The sequence below is a fragment of the Sphaerospermopsis sp. LEGE 00249 genome (assembly GCF_014299995.1).
Classification (GTDB): Bacteria; Cyanobacteriota; Cyanobacteriia; order Cyanobacteriales; family Nostocaceae; genus Sphaerospermopsis; species Sphaerospermopsis kisseleviana.
On record NZ_JACJUZ010000165.1, the window covers coordinates 1 to 1609 of the forward strand.

The following is a 1609-nucleotide window of genomic DNA, read 5'->3' on the forward strand; positions in this document are numbered from 1 at the left end:
CCTCCACCCCCACCTCCTTCCGTTATCCCTACTCCTGATATAATCCCACCTCTATCCGGGTTTTAAAAGTAGTTTTTTAACCTCAACCAAGTTATTATAGTAGTTCCCATGCTCATGAGAACTGTTATATTTTCAACTTAACCGAACAGTATTAACAATGGAGAGATCCCCGATTTCTTCAAGAAGTCTGGGATCTGGGTATTAGGTTTTTGCATCTTATCACACTAGCAGTATCTGGAAAGTCACTAAATACCCCATCTATCCCTAATTCAAAAAATAGTTTATATTCCTCTTGAGGGTTGTCTTGACAATCTAAAGGTAAGAAGTAATTTTCATTGCGGAATGTCCAAGCATGAACTAATAAATTTTCTTTATGGGCGTGATTAACTAAGGATGTGGGTGATATTAATTTCCCTTGACTATCTCTGGGAATTATTAAGTTTTTATTGACTCCTATTGCTTGTGCATATTCAGCGATTTTTTTTAATCCTGCTGGTTTGCTTATATGTTGATAGGTGCGGGGATTATCACTCATTACAAAATCATAGGGTTTACCTGAGTCGTTGATTAATTGTACTAAAGGTAGATTTGTTTTTTTGGCTAATGCTTTTAAGTTACTAACTTCAAATGATTGAATAAATACTGGTACATGAGTTTTTTCTAAAGCCGTTAATAAGGGTGTTTCTAATTCTAGATCAATTGATTGAAAGTAAGTTGGATGTTTTGTTTCTGGGTAAATCCCAATTTTGCGATTTTTTTCTATACTTTTCTTTTCAGCTAAATCAATGATTTCTTCTAGGGTGGGAATTGTGTAAATTCCATTGTATGTTGTGTTGAAAGAACGTAGTTGGGGAATGCGTTCTTGCGCTCTTAATGTTTTGATTTCTGCTAAGGTAAAATCTTCGGTAAACCAACCTGTTATAATTTCCCCATCAATGATTTTTGTAGTTCGTAAATGAGCAAATTCAGGATGTTCAGCAATATCTGTAGTTGCTGATATTTCATTTTCATGACGTGCAATTAAAACCCCATCTTTGGTAATCACTAAATCTGGTTCAATATAATCAGCACCTAATTCAATTGCTAATTGATATGCTGCTAATGTATGTTCAGGTCGGTATCCACTTGCACCACGATGAGCTATAATAATAGGTAATTGATTTGTGAATGTGGAATCTCTAAAATTGTCCATAAGATAGGGTTTATTATTTTCAATGAATAGGGATAGTAGCTAGTTACTGTTTTCTTAACCAATACTAACAAATACTTACATTTGCTCAAAATTTCCTGTCATCTTTTGGCTTTGTGACAGAATTACAGTAAAATCACTGTATGCTACTAGGATTCAAAACCCAACTCAAAGTTAACAAGCAACAACGACTACTACTGGCGCAACACGCAGGAGTAGCCAGACACGCTTGGAATCAAGGTTTAGCACTTTGTCAACAGGTATTACTACATAATAAACTTAATCCTGAAGAAAAAATCAAATTTCCCACAGCCATAGATTTACACAAATGGTTAGTAGCAGCCATTAAATCTACCCATCCTTGGTATTATGAAGTGTCTAAATGCGCCCCTCAATACGCATTAAGATATTTGTCAGATG

2 protein-coding genes are annotated in these 1609 nt (G+C 35.1%); one reads left to right on the forward strand and one right to left on the reverse strand.

Features of this window, described 5'->3' with window-relative positions:
• Window positions 1-178 precede the first annotated feature (178 nt).
• The gene (locus tag H5968_RS24920; protein WP_187042076.1) at window positions 179-1192 is read right to left on the reverse strand and encodes a glycerophosphodiester phosphodiesterase; all 1014 of its coding nucleotides are present in this window, start codon (window positions 1190-1192) and stop codon (window positions 179-181) included.
• A 140-nt stretch (window positions 1193-1332) separates the two neighbouring features.
• Between H5968_RS24920 and H5968_RS24925 the strand changes: the two genes are divergently transcribed.
• A partial coding sequence (locus H5968_RS24925; RefSeq protein ID WP_187042077.1) for a helix-turn-helix domain-containing protein occupies window positions 1333-1609 on the forward strand: 277 nt, incomplete at its 3' end.

Excerpts from the sequence above, each read along its gene's own strand:
- H5968_RS24920 (WP_187042076.1), bottom strand. The coding sequence starts at position 1,192 with ATGGACAATTTTAGAGATTCCACATTCACAAATCAATTACCTATTATT.